Annotated in this window: 23 protein-coding genes and 1 riboswitch; of the genes, 12 read left to right on the top strand and 11 right to left on the bottom strand. The window is 52.9% G+C overall.

Annotated features, from left to right (window positions below):
* Nucleotides 1-37 precede the first annotated feature (37 nt).
* A complete protein-coding gene (locus AC812_RS14675; protein ID WP_061915239.1) occupies nucleotides 38-709 on the bottom strand; it encodes an SOS response-associated peptidase in 672 nt (223 codons plus the stop codon).
* A gap of 72 nt (nucleotides 710-781) precedes the next feature.
* Here AC812_RS14675 and ftcD point away from each other — a divergent pair, with 72 nt between their 5' ends.
* The 3 genes from ftcD to AC812_RS14660 are packed head-to-tail and all read left to right on the top strand — an operon-like array spanning nucleotide 782 to nucleotide 5,304.
* Complete coding sequence (gene ftcD / locus AC812_RS17300; RefSeq protein WP_082149006.1) at nucleotides 782-2,323, top strand: glutamate formimidoyltransferase; 1,542 nt, start codon at nucleotides 782-784, stop codon at nucleotides 2,321-2,323.
* A 27-nt stretch (nucleotides 2,324-2,350) separates the two neighbouring features.
* Nucleotides 2,351-2,905 (top strand): dCTP deaminase, encoded by a 555-nt coding sequence (gene dcd / locus AC812_RS14665; protein WP_061915030.1) that lies wholly within the window; start codon nucleotides 2,351-2,353, stop codon nucleotides 2,903-2,905.
* Between the two features lie 47 nt (nucleotides 2,906-2,952).
* Nucleotides 2,953-5,304: a glycoside hydrolase family 36 protein gene (locus AC812_RS14660; RefSeq protein ID WP_061915027.1), complete on the top strand. Its 2,352-nt coding sequence runs from the start codon at nucleotides 2,953-2,955 to the stop codon at nucleotides 5,302-5,304.
* Here the strand turns inward: AC812_RS14660 and AC812_RS14655 are convergent, their stop codons facing one another.
* From AC812_RS14655 to metH, 4 genes are all read right to left on the bottom strand, one after another.
* Nucleotides 5,305-6,255: a DUF4349 domain-containing protein gene (locus tag AC812_RS14655; RefSeq protein ID WP_061915024.1), complete on the bottom strand. Its 951-nt coding sequence runs from the start codon at nucleotides 6,253-6,255 to the stop codon at nucleotides 5,305-5,307.
* A gap of 69 nt (nucleotides 6,256-6,324) precedes the next feature.
* Nucleotides 6,325-7,074, bottom strand: a complete 750-nt coding sequence (locus tag AC812_RS14650) for a metallophosphoesterase family protein (RefSeq protein ID WP_061915021.1) — start codon at nucleotides 7,072-7,074, stop codon at nucleotides 6,325-6,327.
* A gap of 64 nt (nucleotides 7,075-7,138) precedes the next feature.
* On the bottom strand, nucleotides 7,139-9,043 hold the full coding sequence (locus AC812_RS14645) for a bifunctional homocysteine S-methyltransferase/methylenetetrahydrofolate reductase (RefSeq protein ID WP_061915016.1): 1,905 nt from the start codon (nucleotides 9,041-9,043) through the stop codon (nucleotides 7,139-7,141).
* Between the two features lie 9 nt (nucleotides 9,044-9,052).
* The gene (gene metH / locus AC812_RS14640) at nucleotides 9,053-12,571 is read right to left on the bottom strand and encodes a methionine synthase (RefSeq protein ID WP_061915013.1); all 3,519 of its coding nucleotides are present in this window, start codon (nucleotides 12,569-12,571) and stop codon (nucleotides 9,053-9,055) included.
* Between the two features lie 64 nt (nucleotides 12,572-12,635).
* A riboswitch (SAM riboswitch) is annotated at nucleotides 12,636-12,752 on the bottom strand.
* A gap of 166 nt (nucleotides 12,753-12,918) precedes the next feature.
* Here metH and AC812_RS14635 point away from each other — a divergent pair.
* From AC812_RS14635 to AC812_RS14595, 9 genes are read left to right on the top strand one after another with little or no spacing between them, the layout of a single operon-like run.
* The gene (locus AC812_RS14635) at nucleotides 12,919-13,323 is read left to right on the top strand and encodes a hypothetical protein (protein WP_061915009.1); all 405 of its coding nucleotides are present in this window, start codon (nucleotides 12,919-12,921) and stop codon (nucleotides 13,321-13,323) included.
* Complete coding sequence (gene selA / locus AC812_RS14630) at nucleotides 13,316-14,677, top strand: L-seryl-tRNA(Sec) selenium transferase (RefSeq protein ID WP_061915008.1); 1,362 nt, start codon at nucleotides 13,316-13,318, stop codon at nucleotides 14,675-14,677. Before AC812_RS14635 ends, selA begins: the two co-directional genes overlap by 8 nt.
* Nucleotides 14,678-14,709: 32 nt before the next feature.
* Nucleotides 14,710-15,945 (top strand): M24 family metallopeptidase, encoded by a 1,236-nt coding sequence (locus AC812_RS14625; protein ID WP_061915005.1) that lies wholly within the window; start codon nucleotides 14,710-14,712, stop codon nucleotides 15,943-15,945.
* Between the two features lie 23 nt (nucleotides 15,946-15,968).
* On the top strand, nucleotides 15,969-17,012 hold the full coding sequence (tsaD, locus tag AC812_RS14620) for a tRNA (adenosine(37)-N6)-threonylcarbamoyltransferase complex transferase subunit TsaD (protein WP_061915236.1): 1,044 nt from the start codon (nucleotides 15,969-15,971) through the stop codon (nucleotides 17,010-17,012).
* A 39-nt stretch (nucleotides 17,013-17,051) separates the two neighbouring features.
* The gene (locus tag AC812_RS14615) at nucleotides 17,052-17,672 is read left to right on the top strand and encodes an RNA polymerase sigma factor (protein WP_061915003.1); all 621 of its coding nucleotides are present in this window, start codon (nucleotides 17,052-17,054) and stop codon (nucleotides 17,670-17,672) included.
* Complete coding sequence (locus tag AC812_RS14610; protein WP_061914999.1) at nucleotides 17,669-17,929, top strand: anti-sigma factor family protein; 261 nt, start codon at nucleotides 17,669-17,671, stop codon at nucleotides 17,927-17,929. Before AC812_RS14615 ends, AC812_RS14610 begins: the two co-directional genes overlap by 4 nt.
* Before the next feature lie 58 nt (nucleotides 17,930-17,987).
* Complete coding sequence (locus tag AC812_RS14605; protein WP_062158956.1) at nucleotides 17,988-18,212, top strand: hypothetical protein; 225 nt, start codon at nucleotides 17,988-17,990, stop codon at nucleotides 18,210-18,212.
* Nucleotides 18,213-18,262: 50 nt separating this feature from the next.
* Nucleotides 18,263-18,928, top strand: coding sequence for a protein disulfide oxidoreductase (gene pdo, locus AC812_RS14600; protein WP_061914993.1), 666 nt, complete (start codon nucleotides 18,263-18,265; stop codon nucleotides 18,926-18,928).
* Between the two features lie 19 nt (nucleotides 18,929-18,947).
* Nucleotides 18,948-19,364 carry an OsmC family protein gene (locus tag AC812_RS14595; protein ID WP_061914990.1) on the top strand — a complete coding sequence of 139 codons (417 nt, stop codon included), beginning with the start codon at nucleotides 18,948-18,950 and terminating at the stop codon, nucleotides 19,362-19,364.
* 59 nt (nucleotides 19,365-19,423) lie between these two features.
* Here AC812_RS14595 and AC812_RS14590 read toward each other — a convergent pair whose 3' ends face one another.
* The 6 genes from AC812_RS14590 to AC812_RS14565 form a co-directional block, all read right to left on the bottom strand.
* On the bottom strand, nucleotides 19,424-20,815 hold the full coding sequence (locus AC812_RS14590; protein WP_169787321.1) for a LysM peptidoglycan-binding domain-containing M23 family metallopeptidase: 1,392 nt from the start codon (nucleotides 20,813-20,815) through the stop codon (nucleotides 19,424-19,426).
* Nucleotides 20,816-20,903: 88 nt separating this feature from the next.
* The gene (locus AC812_RS14585; protein ID WP_082149004.1) at nucleotides 20,904-22,568 is read right to left on the bottom strand and encodes a M23 family metallopeptidase; all 1,665 of its coding nucleotides are present in this window, start codon (nucleotides 22,566-22,568) and stop codon (nucleotides 20,904-20,906) included.
* Nucleotides 22,492-23,799 carry a LysM peptidoglycan-binding domain-containing M23 family metallopeptidase gene (locus AC812_RS14580; protein WP_169787320.1) on the bottom strand — a complete coding sequence of 436 codons (1,308 nt, stop codon included), beginning with the start codon at nucleotides 23,797-23,799 and terminating at the stop codon, nucleotides 22,492-22,494. Before AC812_RS14580 ends, AC812_RS14585 begins: the two co-directional genes overlap by 77 nt.
* Before the next feature lie 260 nt (nucleotides 23,800-24,059).
* Nucleotides 24,060-24,404, bottom strand: a complete 345-nt coding sequence (locus AC812_RS14575) for a histidine triad nucleotide-binding protein (RefSeq protein WP_061914979.1) — start codon at nucleotides 24,402-24,404, stop codon at nucleotides 24,060-24,062.
* Nucleotides 24,401-25,504: a polysaccharide deacetylase family protein gene (locus tag AC812_RS14570; RefSeq protein ID WP_145962532.1), complete on the bottom strand. Its 1,104-nt coding sequence runs from the start codon at nucleotides 25,502-25,504 to the stop codon at nucleotides 24,401-24,403. Before AC812_RS14570 ends, AC812_RS14575 begins: the two co-directional genes overlap by 4 nt.
* Before the next feature lie 58 nt (nucleotides 25,505-25,562).
* Nucleotides 25,563-26,648 (bottom strand): inositol-3-phosphate synthase, encoded by a 1,086-nt coding sequence (locus tag AC812_RS14565; protein WP_061914973.1) that lies wholly within the window; start codon nucleotides 26,646-26,648, stop codon nucleotides 25,563-25,565.
* Nucleotides 26,649-26,997: the final 349 nt, after the last annotated feature.

Raw genomic sequence — 26,997 nt, 5'->3', positions numbered from 1 at the left:
AAAACGGCAAATTGTGTTGAGGTTTGACGGCTGAAAATTACCCCAGGGGTTGGATGCACACCGGTTCATCCCGTTTTGGATCATTCACCAGACGGCTGACCGGAAAAGATTCCATATTTTCAACCGGAAACGGCTTTAACAAAGCCATTAATTCATCAGCCGGCAGTGATTCCAGCCATCGCCATGCTTTACTTACTTCAAACATCACCGGCATGCGAGGATGAACCGCCCCGACCAGTTCGTTTGCATCGGTGGTTAAAATGGTGCAGGTCTTCAACTCACTGCCTTCCGGCGATTGCCAGACCTCCCACAAACCGGCAAACGCAAACGGCAGTCCACCTCTCAATCGAAAGTAATAGGGTTCCGCTGCCGATTTGGCGGCCATTCCGGCTTTTTTCCATTCAAAGAAGCCGTCGGCTGGAATCAGACACCGCCGTCGGTTGAAAGCCGAACGGAAAGAGGGTTTTTCCCGAATGGTCTCGGCACGAGCATTGATCATTTTCTGCCCGATGGAAATGTCCTTCGCCCAGGAGGGCACCAATCCCCAGCGCATGTAATCCAGTCTTGGCTGAACGGCATCCGTGATGACCGCCACGGGTTGAGTAGGAGCAATGTTATAGCGGGGATTCCAACCAATCGGGGTTTCAATCAAACCGAATGCCTCGCGTAATTCTTCGGGGTCGAGCGCAAGTGAAAACCGACCACACATTTTTTCTCCTTTCTGGCGTTGAACCCACCACAAACGATTATAATTGACCCATCCCAACCTTACGAGGTTCATATGCCAACCCCGCTGGTCGAATGCATTCCCAACTTTTCCGAAGCCCGCCGCCCGGAGATCGTCGAGGAAATCATTCAGGTCATTCAATCTATCCCGCAAATCCACATTTTAGATCGCCATTCTGACCTGGATCACAACCGCACCGTGATCACCTTCATCGGCCCGCCGGCCGCCGTGGAAGAAGCCGCCTTTCAGGCGATAGCCTGTGCCGCTCAGCGGATAAACATGGACGAACACGAAGGTGCACACCCGCGCATCGGTGCAACCGATGTTGTACCCTTCGTACCGATCAGTGACATCACCATGCAGGACTGTGTGGAAATGGCACGCCGCTTGGGCAAACGCGTTGGAGAGGAATTGAGCATCCCGGTTTATCTGTACGAAGAAGCAGCCACCCGTCCCGAACGTCAGAATCTGGAAAATATCCGGCGTGGTCAATATGAAGGCCTCAAGGCGGAAATCGGTATCAACCCCGAACGCCAGCCCGATTATGGCCCCAGCATCCTGGGCACGGCAGGCGCAACCGTGATTGGCGCGCGCCAGCCGCTAATCGCTTTCAATGTCTACCTGAACACCAATGATACGGCAATCGCTCAAAAAATTGCCAAAGCCGTGCGTCATTCTTCCGGTGGTCTGCGCTATGTCAAAGCCATGGGAGTACTGGTGGAGGGGCGCGCTCAAGTTTCAATGAACCTGACCAATTATCGTGGTACGCCAATTGCCCGCGTCATGGAAATGATCCGTCGCGAAGCAGAACGCTACGGCGTGGGAGTTCATCATTCCGAACTGGTTGGTCTGATCCCGCAAGAAGCCCTCAACGATGCCGCGGTGTGGTACCTGCAGCTGGATCAATTTTCCCCTGACCAGATCCTTGAACAGCGACTGATGGAATTAATGCGCGGACAACCTCCCACTTCAGCCCCGCTGGAAAATTCCTTTTTAGATGCTCTGGCAGCGGCTACTCCTACGCCCGGTGGCGGATCTGCTGCGGCCCACACCGGAGCAGTCGCTGCGGCCCTGGTTGCCATGGTCGCCCGACTGACATTGGGCAAAAAGAAATATGAAGCCGTCAAGGAACGCATGTGGGCAATTCTTGAGCAGGCGGAGAATTTGCGCGCAGCATTGCTACGAAATGTTGAAGAAGACTCACAGGCTTTTGAAGGGGTAATGCAAGCCTTCAAACTGCCCAAAGATACCGCCGATCAGGAACAGCAGCGTCAGCAAGCGATTGAAAAGGCCACCCTGGAAGCCTCGCGAGTACCCTTGATCACCGCCCGTCATTGCCTTGAAGTTCAAAAACTGGCAATCGAACTGGCCGAAACCGGCAATCTCAACGCCATCAGCGACGCCGCCTCGGCCGCCACCCTGGCGCGGTCAGCGCTAACCTGCGCAGCCTATAATGTGCGGATTAACCTCACTAACCTCAGCGATAACAGTGAAGCCCAGACATTAACTACTCAATTGAAAGAGATTGAATCCCAATCCGACCAGCTCGATTCCTCCTTGAAACAAATTTTGGGGGAACGCGGCGGGTTGAAGTAAAACCAAATCAAGCAGGGAGTCATAAACATGGGATTGAAAGCCGACCAATGGATTCGTAAGATGGCGCTGGAATACGGGATGATTGAGCCGTTTGTAGATCATCAAAAAAGGGACGGGGTCATCTCGTATGGCCTGTCCTCTTATGGCTATGACATTCGGGTTGCAGATGAATATAAAATTTTTACCAATGTGTTTTCAGCTGTGGTTGACCCAAAGTCTTTTGACACAAAGTCCATGGTGGATTTCAAGGGCGATGTATGCATCATCCCGCCAAACTCTTTTGCGCTGGCACGCACGGTTGAATATTTCCGCATCCCCCGCAACGTCTTGACTATTTGCGTCGGCAAAAGTACCTACGCCCGTTGTGGAATTATTGTGAATGTAACCCCCTTTGAACCGGAATGGGAAGGTTATGTAACTCTGGAGATTTCCAACACGACCCCATTGCCCGCCAAAATTTATTCCAACGAGGGAATCGCTCAGGTATTGTTTTTTGAAGGGGATGAGCCTTGTGAAGTCTCCTACGCAGACAAGAAAGGTAAGTATCAGCGGCAGCAAGGCATTCTCTTGCCACGTTTGTAGCGAAACCAACCCTTCACTCCAATCATTTCATCTTATGGCAGGATACGATGCCAGCCTTTCATCACGCTCAATTTGACCTGATCATAGACCCTGAAGAGGGGTGGTTTTCGCTGATTTCCAATCGACACCCCATCCGTCTGGAAAAGATTCGATTGAATATCGCCTGCTCTGTCAACCAACGCAATACTGAATTATTGGGCAGCGGATGGCGGCCTCGCTCCATCACCGAAAATGAGCTCCAAACAACCCTGGGCAATCTGCATTGCTGTTCAATCGAAAGCGAGCGGCATGCCACCGGCCTGCAAACCCGCATGGAATTTGCCTTCAACGATCAATTGCCCTTTTTAATGTGGCGGATTCATCTCCGTAATCAATCGGAACAGTCGGTGTGGATTGACCGCATCGAGATGATGCGACTGGGCGGAATGCGACCTCAAAGCCGCGTGGATTTTGGCAGACCTTTCGTCCCCAAGGATTTCTGGTTTTACAGCAATGGCTGGCAGTCGTGGTCATACACTGCTGCCTATCCCGCCAACGCCTCCCTGCGAAGGTCATGGCTTGGCCCATTTCAAAAGCCAATGGTCATCAATGCCGGCACCCCAGACCTTAAACAAACCGGCTATTTCACATCCGACTTTTTTGGCATTCTGACAGATACCGTTCAAAATCAATCCATCCTGGCCGGTTTTCTTTCTCAGCGCGAACATTTTGGCAGTTTAGAAGCCGTCCTGTACGATCAGCCCGTGTTGCGTCTGTGGGCTAATGGGGATCACACGCTGCTGGAAAGCCAACGCGAAATACACACCGATTGGGCAGTCCTGCTGATTGCCGATGCAGAGCAGCAGCACATCCTAAACCCGTATCTTCAAGCCGTTGCGCAGGAACATCAAGTCCGCATTCCCCAGAATTCCCCCTCTGGATGGTGTTCGTGGTACCACTTTTACACCAATGTCACAGCCCAGAATGTCCGGGATAATCTGCGAACGCTCATTCAATTGAAGCCATCCTTGCCATTGGAACTGATCCAAATTGACGATGGTTTCGAGTCCCAGGTCGGTGACTGGTTCTCGTTTAAGGAAACTTTTCCGCAAGGGGTTGCCGAATTATCTCAGGAAATCGCCCAGGCAGGCTTCACCCCCGGTCTCTGGCTCGCCCCATTCATTGTTCACCCCAAGTCTCAACTGGAACGAGAGCATCCCGATTGGTTGCTACGAGACCGGCGCGGACGGCCGGTCAATGCCGGTTTCGTGTGGAATGCCTTTGCCCATGGATTGGATTTGACCGTCCCAGACGCATTGGAATACGCCTGTCAGGTTGTCCGAACGGCAGCCCATGAATGGAATTTCCCGTACCTCAAATTGGATTTTTTATACGCGGCTGCCTTGCCGGGTGTTTATCGCAATCCCACCCTGACCCGTGCCCAGGTTTTACGCCGGGGTATGCAAGCCCTGCGTGAAGCTGCCGGACAGGAGACCTTCCTGCTGGGATGCGGCGCACCGCTGGGCAGCGTTTTGGGCCTGGTAGATGCCATGCGCATCGGTGCAGACGTCAGCGGTGACTGGCTTCCAGCATTTTACAACATCCGTTTTCCGTTTAAGAATGAACCACACATGCCCTCTGCCCGCAATTCGATCAACAACATCCTCACCCGTGCGCCATTGCATCGCCGCTGGTGGATCAACGACCCCGATTGTCTCTTGGTGCGCCCAGACACGCATCTGACCCAATCCGAAGTAGAAAGTCTGGCAACAGCCATAGCCCTGACCGGCGGCTCATTGCTGCTTTCTGATGACCTACCAGCCCTGCCGCAAGAACGCATCCGTCTCGCACAGGTGCTGCTGCCGGTCATCGGCCAAACCGCCCGCGTTCTTGACTTGCTATCCAGTCAAATGCCCGGTCTGCTTCGTTTAGATCTGGAAGGTGCTTTTGGAAACTGGCATGTGCTGGCATGCTTCAATTGGGAAGATACCCCCCAACCATGGCACTTTGAATTGCAGACGTTCCAACTCAAGGAACAAGATTATCATCTTCACTCATTCTGGGACGATCAAACTTTCACCTGCCGGGCCGGGGAAACGATCAACCTGCCACCCATTCCGGCTCATGGAGTTGCTTTGCTGGCCGCTTACCCACAAACTAAGAGCCCAGCCTACGCGGGCAGCAACCTGCATATCAGTCAGGGATTGGAAGTCAAGGATTGGCAAATTACAATAGATGGGCTTGAGTTAGAACTGGATTTAGGGCGCTCTTTTGAGGGCTGGTTTGATTTACTGCTCAATCAAACGCCCAAGTCTGTCAATCAAACAGTGCTTCACTGGGAGAAAATAAGCAAGGGACGCTTTCGGTTTTTTGTTCAGTCCGAAGGCATCCCCTGCAAGATCAACATTGGATTGGAGTAGTTACTCGCTTTTCTCCGCAGCCGTTGCCGGCGTAATTGCTTTTCCGCGTTTTCTCCAGCGCAGGAAACCGCGCACGATGAAGAAAATCACCAGCCCAATCGGCAGAGCAATTGGCAGACAGAATAAAACTGCCCAGATCACACCACTGGCAATGGTTTGATACGCGTCAATCAAGGCCTGAATGGCATCTCGCGCCACGCCTTCCGGTTTCCAACCGCCAACGCTAATCGGCGCAACCGTTTCCTGAGCCTGAATATTGACCGAAATGGCCGACATCGCCGCCGATTCTTCATAATACTTGATTTGACCTTTCAGCACCTCGATTTGCTCAGTCACACTGCGTAATTCATTCAATACCCGCAGCACGTCTTCGGTTTTGGTAGCCGTTTCCATGATCTTGCGCAGTTGCTCGGCAGCATCTTCCAGATTGCGCAAACGGGACTTGAGGTCGGTGTATTCGGCAGTGACATCCTGACCGCTGATATTTTCGGATAAAACGTCGGTTTGCGGGTTTTCCACCAGCCCCTTGATTCGGCTCAACGCCTCATTCAAATTCAAAGCCGGTACACGGACGGTCACATTTCCTTCCAAAACCAGATTGCCGTTGGCCAGGCGTCGCTGGTAGAGATTGGAAGTCACCACAAAACCGCCCATCCCCTCCGCCATGGAGATAATTTCATCCATCGCCTCCGCCGGGTCACGCACCACGATGCTCAGGTTGGCATTGCGGATTACCATCCGTTCAACCGGATTCTCAACACCAGAACTAACAACATTCTCCTGCTGAAACGTTCGAGCACCTTCCGAATAGACATCCGCAGAAGGGGGTGCGCCAGCAAATATTTCCGAAGGCGCGCTCTCCGGAGCAACCTGTTTTTGACTGCGTGCAGGGGCACACGCTGTCAGCACAAAAGCCAACACCATCATAACCACCAGAGTTTTCTTGAACATGGGATTCCTCCTGAGTGAAAAGGGCTTCTCTATGCCCTATGACGAGTGGGAAGACAGATAAGTTCCCCCCTACCAGCCTTCTTCCAAACGGGAAGCGTGCCGGGATGGCAAGCCTGCCGCCAAAATTTTTTGCTGGACGGTGCGGATGTCGTATTCAACCCGCCGTAATTCCCATTGTTGACTCTCCGGTAAGTAGATTGCGTAAGCCGCCCGTACATCTCGGTCACGGGGTTGGCCAACCGAACCGGGATTGACGATGGAACGAGGTACCAGCTGGATAATGTGATTGGACGGAGGTATCATCCAGTCCACATATCCCTCTTCCTTTCCATTACCGTTGCGGTCGAAGTAAGTGTACAACACCGGAATGTGGGTATGACCAACCAGGCAAAAACGGGTGTTGAAGTAGGAAAAATTAACTTGAACCGTATTCAAATCCAGTAAATATTCCCAGATTGGATTGCGGGGGCTGCCGTGCGCCAGGGTGATTTCTTCCCATTCCACCTTTTCAGGTAAACTTGCCAGCCATTCCACATCCCTCTCGGATAATTGTGCTCGCGTCCATTGAATGGACAGGATAGCCTCGCGATTAAACGCATACAAATCTAATTTTCCAGTCACGGCAGCATCGTGATTTCCCTGCACGCAAATCAAGCCGGGCAAATTGGCAATGCGTTGCAGGCATTCTCTCGGTTGCGGGCCGTAGCCGACCACATCCCCCAAACACCAGACAGCATCCACCTTTCCCGCGTCCCGTAAGACTGCTTCTAACGCATCAAGATTACCATGGATATCTGAAAGTACCAGTATACGAGTCAAGATTCTCTCCCCGCAGGAACATCTTATCCACCAAGTTTAACACATCTTGTCTCAATTGTAGGCATCATGCAGGTGGAAATTTTTGTTGTTCTGCTGGCAGTTCCAATTGACGCACTCTTTCAATGATCTCAGCTGCATAATCAAACCGGTTGAAAGCCGGCATCAGGTAAATTCCCTGAGCAAATTCAACCATCTGGGAAATCAGTTCAAAGGCAATCTCAATGCCGGTTTGAGCCGCCCGCTCGCCGGCCGAAACCATGCGGTCGTGGATTTCCTGAGGTATGTTCACACCGGGAACTTCATGCTGGAGAAAGGCAGCATGGCGCGCCGAAACCAGCGGTAGCACACCTACCAGGAGCGGTGTATGGAAATCCTCAATTTCGAGCTTAATCCGCTCCAGGAATTGGAGCGCCGGTTTGAGATCATAAATCGGCTGGGTCAAAATAAAGTCGGCTCCGGCGTTCAATTTGCGACGCAGATTCTTAAGCTCACTCTCCGGATTGGAGGGGGTCAGGTTCAATGCACAGCCGACAAAGAACGAAGTCGGCTGTCCAATATCCACCCCGGCATGATCTACCCCGGCATTAAATCCCTGTTTGATCAATTTAATTAATCCGGAAGGCACCAAATCGTAATTATCCATTGCGTCCGGATAATCCCCAATCGCCGTCGGGTCTCCCATCACCACAAACACATTCCGCACTCCCAAAGCATGAGCGGCCAGTAAATCTCCCTGCACACGCAGCAAGTTACGTCCCCGTGTGGGAAAATGCAGCACGGTCTCGATACCCACTTTTTCCTGAATCAACCGGCATACCGCCCAGGGGCTCATCCGCATCCTCGCCATCGGGCTGTCAGCCACATTGATCACATCGGCTCCTGCCTCAGCAAGCAAGCTGGAGCCAGCCAGCAACTTTTGGGTGGTCAAACCGCGCGGCGGATCCATTTCGACTGCAATCAGAAAGCGGCCGTCCATCAACTTCTGAGCCATCAGGGTGGGTGCCTGTCTTTCCTGACTGACTTCCTCCTTTTCTACCACCGCTAATGAAAAGCCGTTACTGAATTTTTCTAATGGGCGGGTTTCAATCGCCTGACGCATAACCGATATGTGCCCCGGCGTGGTGCCGCAGCAGCCTCCAATCAGGCTGGCTCCGGCCTGCCAGAAGGCCAGTGCATACTCGCCAAAGTATTCCGGCGAAGCCGGGTACATGATTCGTCCGCCAACCTGTTCGGGCCAGCCAGCGTTTGGCATGACCGAAAAGCGTGCCTGCGGTAACGCAAGATGCATTTGTTTGAGGATGCGTAAGATTTGATTTGGGCCTCCCGAACAGTTGATTCCGATGACATCGGCACCGGCTTGCTGAATGCCGCGGGCTACTTTGATCGGGTCATCGCCCAACAAGGTCCGGTCATCCCGGGTGAACGTCATCGAAGCCACGACGGGGATATCCGGGTTAATCTGCCGTGCCGCTGCAATGGCTTCGCGGACTTCATATAAATCTGTCATGGTTTCGATAATCAACAGGTCAACGCCGGCTTCAATCAAAGCGGCAATCTGCTCGGCAAACACCTGACGGGCCTGTTCCGGCTGCACCCTCCCAAAAGGAGCCAGGCGCACCCCCAACGGCCCGACATCCCCGGCGATCAGCACATCTTTGAAGGATGCCATCACCACCCGCCGCGCCAGTTCTACCGCAGCCGCATTGATTTCAGCAACCTGATTCTCCAAACCGTGATGGGCAAGCTTGAAGCGGTTCGCTCCAAAGGTATTGGTCTGGATGATTTGTGAACCGGCATCAATGTATTCCCGATGAATGGACGCTACCAATGCTGGATCGGTCAGGTTAAGTTCATCAAAGCAACGCTCAAAAGAAATCCCGCGTTGATTGAGCAGGGTCCCCATCGCGCCATCCGAAAGCAGGGGACGTTGACTGGTTTGCAATAGATCTAAAAACCTGGAATCTTTCATCGGCCACCTCTAAGCCCGCATTAACTGTTCCACCCGGCTTTCACCCACATTGAAGTACCTGGCCTGTGGGTGATGAACGATAATCGCTGCCGTAGATTGTTCCGGCACCAGTTGATAAGCCTCAGTCAGGCGCATACCCAACTCTGATTCGGCTGGTAAAAGTGCAAACACTTTTTGATGATCCGCCAGCTCCGGGATGGCAGGGTAACCCCATGAATACCGCTTACCCTGCCCCGCCGGCAGGCCCAATTCGCGGCGAATGTGGCGGTGCAGGTATTCAGCGGCTGCTTCGGCAGTTTGAACGGCCAATCCGTGCACAAAATAAGCTTCGCTGTAATCACCCTTCGACTGCAATTCCTCGAAACGTCGGCTAGCCTCTTCTCCAACCGTCACGACCTGAAACGCCACAACATCCATTTGTCCGCTTTCCACAGGGCTAAAATAATCGGCAAGACACAAAAACTCTCCGTTTGATTGACGCGGGAATTGAAAACGCACCAGTTCAGCCGGGCTGCCCTGCTGAACGCTGCCCGGTTCATACACGATGAGATCGTTGCCCTCCGCCTGAGCCGGGAAATACCCATAAACCCCTTTCGGTTTCAGCCAACCGGTGCGGATGGCTTCCCGTTTCATTTTTTCAAGCCGTTCCTCATAAGTGCGCTCCAATTCTTCCCACGCTTCCCCGTGGGTATTCTTCGCTCCCCATGAAAGGCGGAACAACTCGTTTTTGAACAGGCATTCAAACACGGCTTCCAGCGGCATGCTCCGCACAACGCGAACGCCCCAGGAAGGCGGCCGCGGGATGAGGGTTGCCGGGGAAACGGCAGAACGGCGTGTTACGGCTGCTTCCTGCTCGGACTGGACTTGCCGACCCAGTTCAATTTCTGCTTCACGGCGGATGGTATCCAGCAATTTCTGGCGTCCTTCGGGATCCACCAGCGAGTCCATTGTGGCCAATCCTTCAAAAGCATCCTTGCAATAAAACACTCCCGCTGGATAAAATTCCCCACTTTCAGTCATCAAAATCCGCCGGCCAAAGCGGCGGTTGATGGCTGCCCCGCCGATTAAGACCGGAAAGTTAAGACCGCGCCGGTGCAGTTCGTTGACAATGAGCGGCATTTGTTTACTGGTGCTCACCAGCAATGCGCTTAATCCAATGGCGGTTGCATTGACCTCCACCGCCTTGGAAATGATCGTTTCCGCTGGCACCTGCTTGCCCAAATCAATGACTTCATAGCCATTGTTGACCAGAATCGTTTTGACCAGATTCTTGCCGATGTCATGCACATCCCCATAGACGGTAGCCAGAACCATCAACCCCTTACTGACGCCCTCTTTCTTCTCTAAATAATTTTCCAGATAGGCTACCGACTTTTTCATCACCTCAGCCGATTGCAAAACGAACGGCAGAATCAACTCACCGCTGCCGAATTTATCGCCAACCTCCTTCATCGCCGGCAGCAACACTTCGTTGAGGATGTAAACCGCGGTTTGATGACGGGTGGCGTGCATCCCGCGCTGGATGATTTCGTCAATATCCGCTTCAACCCCGTCTTTCTGGCGATGCAAGATGCGCCAGTGCAGGCGTTGCTCGGCGGTCATCGCCTGTAATGCCGCCTGCGTTTGGGAGGTCTTTCCCTCACTTTCAGCCCCGCTTTGCTCAATATGAGCGATGAAGCGTTGCAACGCATCGGCACGGCGGTTGAAAATCAAATCCTCAGCGAGCGTGCGCTCCTCTTCGCCAATTTCAGCATAAGGCGTGATGTGAGCCGGGTTGACAATCGCCATATCCAGACCGGCCTGCACGCAATGATAGAGCATAACGCTGTTGAGAACCGCACGCGCTCGGGCACCCAATCCAAAGGATACATTACTCACCCCCAGCGAAGTCAGCACACCCGGCAATTCGGCTTTAATCCGCCGGATGCCTTCGATGGTTTCAATCGCCGATCCGGCAAATTCGGGATCTCCGGTTGCCAGTGTAAAGGTCAGCGCATCAAACACCAGATCGCCGGGGCGCAAACCATGTTCTTCAACGGCAATCTGATAAATCCGCCGGGCTACTTCCAGCTTGCGTTCGGCGGTCTTTGCCATACCTTGTTCATCAATTGTCAAAGCAATGACCGCCGCGTTGTATTTCCGCGCCAACTGGAACACCCGGTCGGCTTTTTCCCGACCGCCTTCCAGGTGGGTGGAATTGATCAGGCAGCGCCCCGGCGCAGTCTGCAAAGCGGCTTCCAGAACATCCGGCTCGGTGGTGTCAATCACCAGCGGAACACGAACGGCCGGCGCCAGCTTTTTAATGACTTTGCGCATCGTTTCGACCTCGTCAGCGCGTTCGGTCAGCGCCACACACACATCCAACCCATGCGCCCCCGATTCGACCTGTTCGTACGCAATTTCCAGAAGATCGTCATAGCGTTCTTCCAGAATCAACTTTTTGAACTTGCGGGAACCCTGGGTATTCAACCGCTCACCAATCAAAAATGGACGCGGCTCTTGCAGCATGGGCTGAGCCTGCATGGCAGAAGCAAGGCGCGGAATAAACAACTGCGGGCGCGGCGGACGCGGTTTGTGCCCCACTTTTTCAACCAGAAGGCGCAAATGCTCCGGTGTGGTGCCGCAGCAACCACCCACCACGTTGACCCGGTGTTTCTCGACAAATTCTGCCAGGGCTTCAGCAAACGGTCTCGGTTCAAGCGGATAGACTGCCTGACCGTCCACATTCAGCGGCAAGCCGGCATTCGGAATGCAGGAAACCGGCAGCGGACTGATCTCTCCCAAAAACCGGATCGGTTCACGCATGTGTTCCGGGCCGGTGGAGCAGTTCATCCCAATCACATCAATTGCCAACCCCTCCAGAATGGCTTCCACGGCAGAAATATCCGTCCCCAACAACATCCGTCCGGAGGTATCCAGCGTCACCTGCGCCTGAACAGGCAGGTAAATGCCGGTATCCACAAAGGCGCGCTGAATGCCCTCAATGGCAGCCTTGACTTCCAGAATGTCCTGCGAAGTTTCAATCAACAACAAATCCACTCCACCCTCAATCAACCCGCGCGCCTGTTCCCGAAAAACCTCGGCTAAATCCTCAAAGGTGACATCGGATAGCTCCGGATCATCCATGGAAGGGAGTTTACCGGAAGGGCCGATAGAACCGGCAACAAAACGCGGATGATCGGGAGTGGTGTATTCATCCGCCAGCCGGCGCGCCAGTGCCGCAGCGGCACGGTTGATTTCTATCACCCGGTCTTGAAGACCGTATTCGGCAAGCGTAATCCGGTTCGAGCGAAAAGTATTGGTTTCGATGACGTCCACACCTACCTCTAAAAATGAACGATGTACCTGTTCAACCGCCTGTGGGTAGGTGATCACCAGAAAATCATTACATCCCATCGTCTTTTCTCCGCCAAAATGCCTGGCGGTCAGATTCATTTTTTGTAAACTGGTGCCCATTGCCCCGTCAAAGACCAGCACACGCTGCTCAAGGGCATCCAGATAGCGGCGATTGGTGTAGATTCGTTGCATGGGTGTGACCTCCAAGATATAAAAAACCTCTCTGGACGAGAGGCACATCATTCAATGGATCGCTCTCTCATCTTCCAGAATCATCGCATTCTGCGGATTCTGCCGGAGTTGGCACCTGCTGATTGGATCAGCGGTTGCCGAGGCTTCTTCGGGCCGGTCCCTCCACCTCTCTGGATGAGCGCCGGGATGTTCCCGGTCAATCAGTTACCCCAAATTCTACCACATTTGGTAAAAATTACAACCATCGGGCTGAACCTTCTACATCTGGCGCATTCCATGCAACCTGTTTCAAAAATCCTCCCTCGCTCTCAAAGGGATAGGATATAATTTTTTGGAGAGGTAACTTTGTGGAAAAACAAAACCTTCCGCCATTCATCCCATTTCTCGCTTCAGCATTGATTTTAACGGCATTGGGTCTGGCAGGATTATTCCTGCTTTTCAATCTGACTTTACCAACCCTTGGGCCGCGCTGGCTGTTCTTTTTTTTGACCACCATCACCGCCAGCGGCCTGGCACTGCCGGTAGTTTATTTTCTCCACTGGCGGTTTCCCAGTCCAACGCCGGTCACGCCCGGCATCATTGTACGGCAGGCAATTTGGGTTGGTTTGTATTTCGATTTGCTGGCCTGGTTTCAAATGGGGCGTTTCCTGACCCTCCCATTGGGATTCGCCCTGGCAGCCGGCCTGGCAGCCATTGAATTTGCCATCCGCCTTGCCGAACGCAGCCGATTTGTTGCCGGTGAAAATGAATGATCTGCGCCGACTGCCCTCCGTTGACCGGCTTTTACAAACGCCGCAAGCCGAAAATTGGATTCGGCAATATGGCAGGACCCTGACCCTGAGCGCCATCCGTGCCGCGCTGGAGCAAATCCGCCAGGGCGCAAACCTTCCCGCATCATCCGCCAGTGAAGAGCCTCTGTTCAGATTGGTGGAAGACCACCTCACCCGTTGGACGCAATTAACCCTCCAGCCGGTGATTAACGCCACCGGCGTGATCCTTCACACCAATCTGGGACGCGCCCCCCTCAGCCCTTCCGCTCTGCAATCCATTCAAACCTGCGCCAGCGGTTACAGTACCCTCGAATTTGATGTAACCACCGGCAAACGAGGCAAGCGTGAGATTCATGCCCAACAAATTCTGACCCGTCTGATCGGAGCAGAAGACGCCCTGGTGGTTAACAACAACGCTGCAGCGGTTTTACTGGCGCTTTCCGCACTGGCACGCCGAAAACCGGTTATCATTTCTCGCACTCAACTGGTGGAAATTGGCGGCGGTTTTCGTGTGCCAGAGGTGATGAAGCAATCCGGCGCAAAGTTGATTGAAATCGGTACAACCAATCGGGTACATCTGTCCGATTATGAAAACGCCCTCCAAAACCACCCCGGCGCCTTGATACTCCATGCCCATCATTCCAACTTCCGCCTGATTGGCTTTGCCAGCGAGCCGGAGCTGACGGACATAACTGCCCTCGCCCGTCAATACCAGACAATCGTCATTGACGACCTGGGATCGGGGGCTTTGCTCGATACCGCACCGTTTGGATTGGAACATGAACCAACGGTTCAAGAATCCCTCCAAGCCGGCTGCGATCTGGTCTGTTTTTCGGGTGATAAACTGCTCGGCGGACCGCAGGCAGGTATTCTGGTCGGCAAAGCCGACTTGCTTTCCAAAATCAAAAAACATCCGCTCGCCCGCGCTGTGCGCGCGGATAAATTATGCCTTGCAGCGCTGGCAGCAACGCTGCTCCATTACCTCAAAGACGAGGCCCTGACCGAAATTCCGGTCTGGCAGATGATCGCCGTAAGCCGGGAAGAAATCCGCCAGCGGGCACTGAATTGGCAAAACCGATTGGGATTCGGCGAGGTGATCAGCGGTCTTTCGACGGTAGGCGGTGGTTCTTTACCCGAAGAAACCCTGCCCACCTGGCTGCTGGCTCTCTCCGTTCCAAAGGCAGATGGTTTTCTCGCTCGGCTGAGAGAAGGGTCGCCGGCAATTATCGCCCGGATTGAAAATGACCGCGTCGTGTTTGACCCCCGCACCGTTTTCCCTCAACAGGACGAGGAATTGCTCACGAAGTTACAGGGTCTATTGGCCAGTCACACTTAAGAACCTCCTCATTAACATCTCAAGGACACGAAATGAAAAATCAGATTGATGCCCTCATGCAAGAAAATCAGATAGACGCCCTGCTGGTCACCGGCAGTGCCATCCACAATCCGGCAATGGTGTATCTGACCGGTGGCGGGCATGTGACCAGCGCTGACCTGATCAAGCCCCAGCAAAAGCCTGCCGTATTGTTCTGCGGCCCAATGGAGCGTGATGAAGCAGCCAAAAGCGGCTTGACTGTGCGCCTTTACACGGATTATCCCCTCAAACCGCTACTGGATCAGGCCGATCAGAACTATACCCGCGCCCTTGCCCTGCGTTACCGCCAGATGCTGACGGACATGGGTTTGAACCGCGGCCGGGTTGCCCTTTATGGACAGGTTGAAATTGGTCCAATCTTTGGCATTCTCAAAGAACTCAGTCAACTATTACCGGAGGTGGAATGGGTTGGTTTTACCCGCGACCCGATTTTAATGCCGGCGATGATGACCAAAGACCCGGAGGAAATCGAACGCATCCGCCGCATGGCAAAAATCACCACCGAAGTTGTCGCCCGCACAGCTGACTTTCTGACCCACCACCGCGTTGAAAATGAAGTGCTGGTAAAGCCGGATGACAAACCTCTGACTATTGGTGATGTGAAAAGCCGCATTAACCTGTGGCTTAGTGAATTGGGGGCAGAAAATCCCGAAGGTACCATTTTTGCCATCGGTCGAGATGCCGGTGTTCCTCACAGCAGCGGCAATCCGGCCGATTTTGTGCGGCTGGGTAAGACCATTGTTTTCGACATCTTCCCATGTGAAGCAGGCGGCGGCTTTTACTACGATTTCACTCGCACCTGGTCACTGGGCTACGCTAGCGATGAAGCCCTTGAACTTTACCAGCAAGTCAAAACCGTGTACGACGCGATCGTTTCGGAATTAACCCTCAATACGCCGTTCTCCCACTACCAGCAGCGCACCTGCCAGTTATTGGAAAAGCTGGGTCATCCCACCATCCAGTCTGACCCGCAGGCTCAGGAAGGTTACATTCACAGCATTGGGCATGGACTTGGACTGCATATTCACGAAATGCCGTTCAGCGGCGCCATTGCGGGATCGCAGGATATGCTGGTGCCGGGAGTAGTGGTCACCATCGAACCCGGCCTGTACTATCCCTCGCGCGAGATGGGATTCCGGATTGAAGACACCCATTTTGCCCGCGAAGATGGCGTTTTTGAGAGATTTTCAGACTTTCCGTATGATTTTGTTTTACCGATGCGTCATTAAACCTGTGGTATAAATCAGATATGATGAGCCGATTTTCTGCTGATTTAGCGCCAGCCAGAGTACTGGGTATTGAGACTTCCTGCGATGAAACCGCCGCAGCGGTTGTAGAAAACGGCCGGGCTTTACTTTCCAGCGTAGTCGCCAGTCAGGTGGATATCCACGCACAATACGGCGGCGTATTTCCTGAAGTTGCATCCCGCCAGCATATCCAAACCATCTATGCCATTGTGGACGAAGCTCTCCAACGGGCGCATCTGGGACTTTCCGATATTGATGCTATCGCCGTTACGCGCGGTCCCGGTCTGGCTGGCTCACTGGTGATCGGCGTCAACCTGGCGAAGGGACTGGCCATTGCCCAAAACCTGCCGTTGATCGGTGTCAATCATCTGGAGGGGCATATCTACTCGGCCTGGTTGTACCCGGCAGATGCCCCCAGCCCGCCCCAGCCGCCGGAATTCCCTCTCCTGGCGTTACTGGTCTCCGGCGGTCACACTGAATTGATTTTGATTCATCAGCATCTCGAATATCAGCGCCTGGGCGGCACCCTGGATGATGCTGCTGGCGAGGCTTTCGATAAAGTTGCCCGTCTGTTAGGACTGCCTTATCCGGGCGGGCCATCCATTCAAAAAGCGGCTCAGGATGGCAATCCGCAGGCTTTCACCTTTCCACGCGCTCGTCTGGAGGGCACCTGGAACTTTTCTTTCAGCGGCTTGAAAACCGCTGTATTGAGAACCGTTCGCGATTTAGAAAGCCGAGGGCGCAATCTCCCCATCGCCGATTTGGCTGCCAGTTTTCAGGTTGCGGTGGTGGAGATCCTCGTCCAAAAGACCTTTCACGCCGCCAAGGTGTATCAGGCCAAGGCGATTCTGGTTGCCGGCGGTGTTTCCGCCAACGAAGCTTTAAGAAATGCCTTTTTATCTCAGCGCGAATTTCCGGTGCATATCCCCCCGCTCTCTCTTTGTACCGATAACGCCGCGATGATCGCCGCTGCCGGTTATTTTCATTACATCGCTGGTGAACGCCACCCTCTCAACCTGGATGTTTTACCCAATTGGACGCTCTCGTGATTCAACGCAACTTTCTGCTCAAAAAGGACATCTAAACGTATGAACAACGAGAGCATCCCTGAAACATCCCTTTCGCTGGAAGCCCTGAAGAAGGGCGACCGGCATGAGCTGGCGCGCATGGTTGATCTTTACTCCGATAAAATCTATAGACTTGCCCTCAAGTTCACCAACAACCCTCAGGACGCTGAGGATGTCTTGCAAGAAACTTTTCTCAAAGCCATGCGCGCCCTGCCCGAATTTGAAGGCCGATCCAGTCTTTCCACATGGCTGTACCGGATTGCAGTGAACGAATCATTGATGCTCCTGCGCAAACAAAAGCCCGATGTTTCCCTCGATCCCCCCGCCGAAGAAGAGGATTCCGACGAGGGAACCTCATCAAACGACTTAATTCTTGCAGATTGGTGTTGTTTACCGGAAGACGAGTTGCTTTCGGAAGAATCCCGTCGCTTTCTGAATCAAGCCATCCAACAACTACCGGCAACCCTGCGGGGTGTTTTCGTCCTTCGCGATCTGGAAGGATTATCCATCAAAGAAACCGCCGAGTTGTTGGGGCTGACCGAAACCAACGTCAAAACACGTCTGCTGCGTGCCCGCTTGTTTCTGCGCCAGCAGCTATCCCTTTATTTTGCCGAGCGGCTCAAAGAATGGGAGCAAAAATGAGCGATCATCTGGATTGTCAGCAGTTACTTTCTTCCATCTCCGATTTCGTGGATGGCGAATTGAACCCGGAATTGTGCCGCCAAATCGAACAACACCTCACCGAATGCGAAAACTGCCGGATTGTAATCAACACCTTGCGAAAGACGATTGATTTGTACCAGCATCAACCAGGTGATGAGGGGCTGCCGCAGGAAATCCGTCATCGTTTATTTCACCGCTTACATCTTGAAGAGTTCCTGAATCGCGACCCGGGTTGATGTATCTTTATTGCGGGGAACGCATCTAAATAACCGGATCAAGGAACCGTCATTCAGGATGGGCGATAAAGAACTACCAGCCCGGCAAAAGTTTGACCGCAAAAAGCGCCAAACCTTTTCTTTTACGCTCCAACCTGATTTACCGAGCCAGAACCACAGCCTTCGCCGGGCACAGCCCGGCAAACCCTGCCCGGCTTGCGGAGTGGGGATTATGGATTATGACGGTTTACTCAACCTTGTCTGTCCAGTGTGCGGATTTGGTGAAGGCGGCTGCTTTACCTGATAAAATAGAAACAGACATCCCGTGAGGATGGAAAATTTTTGGAGGATAAAATGAGTAATTTGTTAGACGATGAAATTCGCAATCAGGTGCGGGATGTTTTAACCGGCATGGTACATCCGGTTGAAATCATCTTTTTTGGTAGCCAGAGTGAACCCTGTGAATATTGTGAAGATACCCGTCAGTTACTTGAGGAGGTAACTTCCCTTTCCGACAAACTGACCCTGCAGGTGTTTGACCTGAATAAGGACGCTGTGCTGGCCAGGCAGTACAACGTGGATAAAGCCCCCGGCTTTGTGATTCTGGGTAAATCGGGTGATAACCTGGACGATTTTGGTATTCGTTACGCGGGTATCCCCGCCGGGCATGAATTCACCTCGCTGATCAACGATATTTTGATCGTTTCCAAACGCGATTCGGGGCTTTCACCGGAAACCCGCGAATTCTTGAATAACCTGAACCAGAAAGTTCTGTTGCAGGTTTTCGTCACTCCTTCCTGCCCCTATTGCCCGCGGGCAGTGGTACTGGCGCATCAAATGGCGCTGGAAAGCCCAATGGTCGAGGCTGAAATGATCGAAGCCATGGAATTCAACAGTCTGGCTGACCAGTTCAACGTTTCCGGCGTACCCCACACAGTGATTAACAGCGGCAAGGGAGAAGTCGTCGGCGCAGTACCCGAAAGTCATCTGGTACAGAAAATCCGCGAAGCATTAGCCTGAAAAGAGGAGGAAACCTCGCATGGAAGCCAAAGCCGTTTGGAAAGGTGATTTGACCTTTGTTGGCAGCGCCGATTCAGGCTTCTCGCTGGTCATGGATACCTTCAAAGAAGTCGGCGGGAACGAATCCGGTTTCCGACCGGTGGAACTCATCGCTATTGGGGTGGCTGGTTGTACCGGCATGGATGTGATTTCCATTCTGAAGAAAAAACGGCAGGAAGTCACCGCATTTGAAGTGTTGGTTCATGCTACTCGCGCCACCGAACACCCCAAGAAAATCACCCACATGTTGATCGAATATGTGGTGACCGGCAAGAACATTGACCCGGCGGCGGTCGAGCGGGCGGTTCAGCTTTCGGAAGAAAAATACTGTCCCTCGATTGCCACCATTCGAAACAATGTGACCATCGAGAATAAAATCGTCATTAAAGAAGCCTGACCAGCAGGCATGTTTCAATCACGCCCACTGCGCCGCATATCACAGTGGGCATTTTCCTTTCAGGGCTGTGATTGTACCTGACTGGAGCGGTCGGAACACTCGCAGGCACGCACCGTTCGCCCGGCCCGGCTCAATGTGCCCTGATAGGGTTGCTCACCATTGGCGGCGATCCACCCTTCCAAATTGAATGGGAGTGCCCCTCCAGCGGGGATCCACTCGCCGTTGTACTTACGGGCGATGTGAACATGGGTGCCTGTGGCTTTTCCGCCCTCACAGGATGGCAGTCCAATTGGTTCCCCTTTGCTAAGCCGCTTACCGACCGGCGGTAGTGAATCATTCGCCAGATGCAGATAGAACACCGTCCAACCGGTGCGCTCATCGCCATCCCCATCCAGATCCAGCACCACCAGCGCATCACCTCGCCGTGCAATCACCCCATCGGCAACCGCAACTGCTGGCTGTTCGCTGGGCAGGCAGGCGCCGACCACGCTGGGCGGGGCAAAATCGAGAGCTGCCAGGGGTTCACCTTCTCCCCAACCGGTATGCGGACCGCCAGTAAAAGCCCATACTTTACCCGCCGGAAACGGAAAACTCATTTCGGGCTGGAGGAGACTGCCGGGGATGTGCGGTTCGATCCCTGCCCACGGATCGCCAAACAAATCCGTGTAAACCCGCAGTAAGCCTTCTCCACTGATCGCATATTCATAAGCCTCTTGAGGCAAAATTTGGGCGTAGTAGTAATGTAACGCTACACTGGCAGCATTTTGCCAGGGATCGGGGTTTTCCAGCCGGCCGTCTTTATGACGAATCGTATCCAATCGGCCAGTACGCCAGCCATAATAACCGTTATTCAGCGTATTAGCAGCCCATAGCAACTGCCGAGCCAAACCTTTGCTGAATTGATTCATATACCCCAGCGGGTAAAGTTCAATATCCACAGCCGCTTGAGGCTGAGTTAAAGCCCCGGTTTGATACTCTATCATCGCCAGCAATAATCGGGGACTGATGCTGTACTCCGTTGCAATGTACTGGATAATTTCCCCCCCGCGCCGATCTCGCCCTCCAAGATAGAATGAATAATCTTTGAACCAGCCGGGCTGTTGATTGACGAATGAAATCGCATCAAAACCGATTTGAGCCGGGCCGTTGACAAACAACGAATCGGGCAGAATCTGGAAAGGACTGCCCCACAAGGGACGATAGTAAATCGGGATTTTCATGGGCATGCCTGGCGGCATGGTTGTAGCATCCGGCGGTATAAACGGATTGGCCTCCAAAATCTCCCGCACAGTCGTGTTGAAATGAGCGGCAAGCGCCGGCAGCGTATCCCCGGTTTGAGCAGTATAATCCACCAGCGTGCCGGGGGCGTAAGGCTCACGAGTTGGCAAGGGAGTCGGTAATCCCTGATCACCGGGGGTAGCCGGAAGCGGGTTGGAAGAGAAATCTTCCATAGAATCATGGACCTCCACCTGCGGCAAACAGGCTGAAATGATCAACATTATTACCAGTAAAAATAAACTCTTGCGTTTCAACAAAGACTCAATTTCCACTGTTCAGGCGACTGATACGCGTTTCGAACGATCCGCAGGTGCAGGCATTGATCACTCGACCATCTTTTACCAGACTGCCCTCATAAGGGTTTTTACCGGCCACCGCACGCCAGCCATCTAAAACAAAAGGCAACGGGCCATCCGCCAAAACCCATTCCCCATTATACTTGCGGGCAATGTGAACATGGGTACCGGTCGAAGTACCGCCTTCACAAGAGGGGTGTCCAATGAGGTCTCCCTGCTGCACCCATGTTCCCACCCTAACCCGGTTTTTACTGGCAACATGCAAATATAAAATCGCCCAACCGGTTTGTTCGTATCCATCCCCATCCAAATCCAAAACGACAACGCCTGTATCTGTACGTACCACCAAACCACTGGCAACCGCCGTTGCCCAATCATCAGAAATATTACAACCGGTCTCTACACTGGCAGGAGCAAAATCCAGAGCGGCTCGGGCGCCGTCCGGCCCCCATGCCGAATGCGGGCCACCGGTAAAGCTCCACACCCGTCCAGGCAGAAATGGGAGTATCAATTCCGGTTGAGTGAGATTGACTGGCAGCAAAGGTTCAACCGACTGCGCCCGCATCCACGGGTTGCCATACATCTCCTCATAGAGTTTTACAAAGCTTTCTTCGCCCCCCAACACCCCATTCCAGAGAATTTGGGGATACAACCGCGAGAAGAGATACTGCAAGGCCACCGACCCGGCATTCAAACCCGGCGCCAGACGCACCCGGCTGCCATCGGAAAATTGCACTTCGGTTAATATCCCGTTGCGCCACCCGTAATATCCGATCGAAAGCTGCTGAACCGCCCAACTGAGTTGTTTGTATAGGCCTTTCTTTTCAGAGTTGATCACACCCAGCGGATAATCCACTTCAGCCAGATTGGTCGGCTGCCCGTAAACCCAATGCGCCTGATATTCCACCAATGCCAAAAGCAAACGTGGATTGATTGAGTTTTCTATTGCCACTTTATAAATGACCTCGCCCCCGCTCTTCCATCCATCCGCCAGGTACTCCCGATAGGTACTGAGGTAACCTCCTGCTTGACGGATGGTCGCATTCAGGTCAAAATCCAGCGCGGATGGTGAAAAAACGATTTCGCTATCGGGCAGCAGCAATTCGCCTGGGCCGGTTTGCTCGAGGCGATTGGGGATGATGAGCAGTTTACCGGCGTTAATCAGGCCGGTTTGCGGAACGGGTTCAGGATAAGTAATTTCTTCCGGCAATACCCCAAATCGAACCGCGACCGCCGGCAAAGTATCCCCTGCCTGTGTGTAGTACAAAATCGGGGGTAGGGGTGTGCTGCGGGTTGGTAGCGGGGTGAAAATGGGCTGGGATGGAGTGAACCGGATTTCGTTTGGTGTGCTGACCGCTACCGGATCATGGCCTTTATCTCCGATGGGAGCTGAAGTTGGCAAAGCCGTCGTTTCCAGTTCGCCGGAGCCGCCTCCCGCTCCACCAGCCGGGAACAAAGCCGTTGCAGTCAAATCATAATCCGAAACATAGCCTTGCGAACAGGCAAGGATTGATAGCAGCCAAACTCCGAGTACCAGGCAAATTTGAAATCGCCTAGCGGGAAATTTGATTTTCTGGAAGTAAGCGATCCCACGCTTCAACAACGGCTCCATTTCGAACCAGCATTCCATTATATTCTACACCATCACCCACCGAAACCCAGCCATCCAGCACGAACGGAATGGCACCATCTGCCGGAATCCATTCACCGTTGAATTTTCGCGCGATGTGAACATGGGTACCGTTGGAAACTCCCCCATCACAGGAGGGATGTCCAACCCGATCGCCCGCCTTCAGGCGCATTCCAACACTTGCCCGGTCAGCCGTGGCAAGGTGAAGGTACAAAACTGTCCAGCCGGTCTGCTCAAAACCATCCCCATCCAGGTCCAAAACCACTACGCCGATTTCCGAGCGCACCACCAGCCCATCGGCCACGGCTGTCACCCACTGATTGCTGATCCCGCATCCCCACCCGCTGTCCGGCGGAGCAAAATCCAGCGCAGCCCACGCAGAACCATCCCCCCAGCCGCCATGCGGCCCGCCGGTAAACGACCAGACCACCCCTTCCTCAAAAGGTAATTGCATGAGCGGCTGTTGTAAATCCGGGGGTAGGAGAGGCTCAATGGCAAAGTCAAACGGATAGCCGAAAAAGCGGTTATAAACGGCAAATACGCCATCCTGACCAACCGCCAGGTCCCATTCGCTGCGAGCATACAACAAACCCATCAGATTTTGAACCCCCGCGGTAGCAGCGTTGATGGTGGGGTCAGCAGGTACAACCCCGCCATCGGCCAGCTGCCAGTGAGAGATTGCGTTGACTTTCCAGAGGTAGTAACCGCGGTTAAGCTGATTGGCAGCCCACGAAAGTTGACGGTAAAGCCCGCGCCGGTTTGGATCGTAAAACCGCAGAGGAAAATCCAGTGTATTCGCTGGTGGCTGCGCCTGGGTTACCCACCCGGACTGGTACTCTAAAACAGCCAGCAGCAAACGCGGGTTGACGGAGTATTCCCGCGCCACACGAATCACCACCTCCGCACCCGTAAAAGGCTGGTCATCCAGGGTTTCCCGGTAGGAGAAAAGGTAACCTCCCTGTTGGCGTACAAAAGCAAACACATCGAATGGAATGGCTGCCGGGCCGAACACCAGTTCCGAGTCGGGAATCACCTTAAAAGAGGGGCCGGGAGGTTGTGGAGAGGGTGCAGGAATGATCACTTTCAAACCGGCCGGTACCAGATTAGGATTGGCAATTTGATTGGCCTCAACCAGAGTCTGGATATCCACATTAAACATCTGCGCTACTTTTCCAAGAGTATCGCCCGGTTGAAGCACATATTCCTCCTGCTCGGAGCGCAGCGTAGGCAAGAGCCTGGGCGGATCCGGGGTTGGGGTAAAAATGGGAGAGCCGGGAACCCGGGTTGGTGGCAGCGTAAATCCGAAAGAGGGTGTTGGTGAACCCCTCGGTGGAATATTTGATGAAGGCAGCCCATTCCCGCCATCAACCGGCCTCCAAAAATCCGATTGGGGTGCTGGTTGTACACATCTCAGCAACAAAATTGCCATAAACCCCACCAGCATCTGCCATTTTCTCCGCTGCTTGATGTGAAACATGTCCCTTTACCCCCTCATTGAAATCGAAACGGCATACTTCGTCCCCCAATCAGATGGAGATGAAGGTGGAAAACCGATTGTCCGGCATCGGGTCCGGTGTTGATTACCAGCCGGTAACCACGCCGCTCCAACCCGTTGGCAATGGCCAGATGTCTTGCAACTACGACAAGGTGCCCCAGCAATTTTGCATCTTCTTCTTCAACTTCATTCACCGATTCAATATGTCGGTTCGGCACCACCAGAATATGCACCGGCGTGATCGGATGAATGTCATAAAATGCCGTAACCTGTTCATCGGCATACAGAATTGTGGCAGGCGCTTCACCGGCTATAATTCGACAAAAGATACAATCATTCATGGCTGTTCTGCTGGTATGGCTAAAGAAGACAGGGGAGGATAATTTGCCCCGCAGTAACGGTTGTACCACTCCATTTCGGTTTGTTGATTTTGACGTGCATAATCGGCTGCCTGTTGACCCAATTCAACTGCCTGATCCAAATTCATATAAGCCGCCGTACTCCAGTAACGGGGTAAAAGCAGCAGTGGATCACCTGCTGAGCGCTCCGGTTCTCCCTGTGGAATCCAGTTGAACAGGATTGGCCCCCGCGCGTATGCGGTAAACCCCAGTTGATAACCGGCTTTGCGTACTTCAACGACCGTTTGAGGGGTAAAATTCCCGCCCGGCCAGATAAACGCAATCGGACGATAACCCAAGTTCTCTTCGAACGTTGTAATCGGTGCGTAAATTTCATTGTGGATAATCTCAGCCGGAGTGTTTTCAGTAAAATAGGTTGAACCGTTATGCAGGAAACCATGCGCTTGAATCTCCACCCTGCCGGTTTCCAGCACGGATTTAATTTCACGCCATTCTCTTTGATCGGCGACACCTGTAATATATGCCATCACCATTGTCCAGTTATTTTGCTGTAAAACCGGCAAAAAATGATTGCGAACGGTCCCCAACCGGCGGTCGTCTATGATCAACAGCAATGAGCGGGGCGGGATATAAGCATTATGTTGCAAGAACGCGGCCAACTGCTCCATGGTGATGGTTTGGAAGCCCAAATCAACCGCATGCTGCATCGTTTCTTTGAAGTACTTTTCCGAGACGGTGATGTTATCATTGATTGATCCGCCCTCTTTTCGGATGCCATGATACATGATCGGTACCACAATCGTCCCCGGCTTCGCATTCTGCGGATTCCAACGGTCGGCAAGATAGCGGCAGGTATCCTGCAAATAAGGTACGGGAATAATCCCCTTATTCAGACGCGGTGAAAATATTCCAAGCGGTATGGGGGTCTCAGTAGATACAGGGGTTAGCGCAGGTGTGTCGGTTTGGGCCAGCGCCGTCGGTGAGGGTAATGGAACAAACGGTGTTGGTGTGGGTATCCATTCCGTTTTTTGAGCATTGGAGGGAGTTAATCGAACATCTGGCGGCAGCTCGGCAACGCTCATGCACGCCGCCAGATGAATCACAATCACCCAGCTGATACCCAAAAGAACAAACCGGTTTTTACTCAGCCTCACCACGAATAAATGCTTCGGTCATCTCCAGCGCCACGGAATCGCGGAACTGCTTGGGCGGTGTCTTCATGAAATAAGAGGACGGCGCGTACAACGGTCCGCCAATACCGCGGTCAAGTGCCAGTTTGACACAACGGATGGCGTCAATCACCACACCCGCCGAGTTGGGAGAGTCCCAAACCTCCAATTTCGCTTCCAGATTCAAAGGCACCTCACCAAATGTGGTGCCTTCCATGCGGATGTAACACCACTTGCGGTCGGTCAGCCAGGGTACATAATCGCTAGGTCCAACGTGAATATTATCCTCCGGCAAGGTGTAGGGCAGCATTGAGGTCACCGCTCCGGTCTTCGAAATCTTTTTGGACTCTAAACGCTCCCGTTCCAGCATGTTGAGAAAATCAGTATTGCCGCCAAAGTTCAACTGATAGGTGCGGTCGAGCCTTACGCCCCGATCTACGAACAAACTGGTGAGCACCCGATGTAAAATGGTCGCACCAACCTGACTCTTGATGTCATCCCCAATGATGGGCAGTTTCTTCTGGCGGAAGCGCTCTGCCCAATATTCTGAACTGGCGATGAACACCGGAATAGCATTGACAAAACCACAGCCGGCTTCCAGCACCTGTTCCACATACCATTTGGTAGCCATTTCAGAACCAACCGGCAGGTAGCTTACCACCACATCGGTTTGGGTTTCGCGCAAAATGCCCACAATATCCGCCGTTGGCCCCGGAGCTTTTTTGACAATCTGGCTAAGGTATTTTCCCAATCCGTCGTGGGTCATTCCGCGGTAAACCGGTACATTGAGGTGGGGCACCTCGGTGAATTTATATGTGTTGTTGGGATAGGCAAATATCGCCTCGGAAAGATCTTTTCCAACCTTGGTATCCACCACATCAAAAGCCGCCGTGAACTCGATATCCCGAATATGGTATCCGCCAAGGTTGACATGCATCAATCCCGGAATCCGGTCTGCTTCGGAAGCATTTCGATAATAATGCACTCCCTGCACAAGCGAAGAAGCACAATTTCCTACCCCGACAATTGCTACGCGAACTTTTTTATCCTTTGCCATATTTCTTGTTGTGAACTCCTTTGGAGAATGATTTGTATGGGTTTATTTTGTCTGGTTCAAGTTTCAAGGCGGCAATTTCTGAATTCATCCGTTTGCCTGACCATCCCGCAAGCAAGTTTCCACCTATTATACTTTTATTTTAGTTTTATTGAGCATCCGTTGAGCCGACTGCACAAATTTCAATCCTCTCTGAACTTGCCTAATGTTACCATTGCTGATAAAGAGAGAGTTGAAAAATCAAGCGTAATACGCCGAGCAGACTGTTTGAGGGGTGGAAAAGCCGCACTCGATGGGGTATCCACCCTAAAACAAAGGGGCTGTGTATCTTGATTTGACCTCTTCACCTCCA

This window comes from Bellilinea caldifistulae (genome assembly GCF_001306055.1).
Classification (GTDB): Bacteria; Chloroflexota; Anaerolineae; order Anaerolineales; family Anaerolineaceae; genus Bellilinea; species Bellilinea caldifistulae.
Note: the sequence above shows the minus strand (reverse complement) of the source record. Positions and strands in the feature narration are given on the sequence as shown.